This is a genomic window from Mameliella sp. CS4 (assembly GCF_019392335.1).
Taxonomy (GTDB): Bacteria; Pseudomonadota; Alphaproteobacteria; order Rhodobacterales; family Rhodobacteraceae; genus Antarctobacter.
Genome location: NZ_JAHXRQ010000169.1, coordinates 1 through 267, shown reverse-complemented (window position 1 = coordinate 267; position 267 = coordinate 1). Strand labels below are relative to the sequence as shown.

At 76.4% G+C, this 267-nt stretch carries 1 pseudogene; it reads right to left on the bottom strand.

What is annotated here, in order from left to right:
- Positions 1 to 267, bottom strand: a pseudogene (locus KZZ07_RS26985) (hypothetical protein); the annotation flags it as partial.

Below are 267 nucleotides of genomic sequence, written 5' to 3'. Positions count from 1 at the left end.
GCGCGCAGGATCAGCTGGTTGCCCCGCTCGATGTCGCGGAAGATGCGCTCCACGCGCTGCCACTCGGAGAGGCCGGCGCGCATGTGGGCCTCGGCCTCGCCGTCGACCTGGCGGCGGTGGAGCGTGTCCGGGTCCGCCAGGGTCACGAGGAGGCGCATCGCGTCGCCGGGGAGCGGGTAGTCCGCCGTCTCGACCCGCAGGTCGCGGCCGGCCGCGTCGCGCGGCGCCAGCGTCCGGGTCCACCAGTGCCCCTTGGCCAGGACGGCC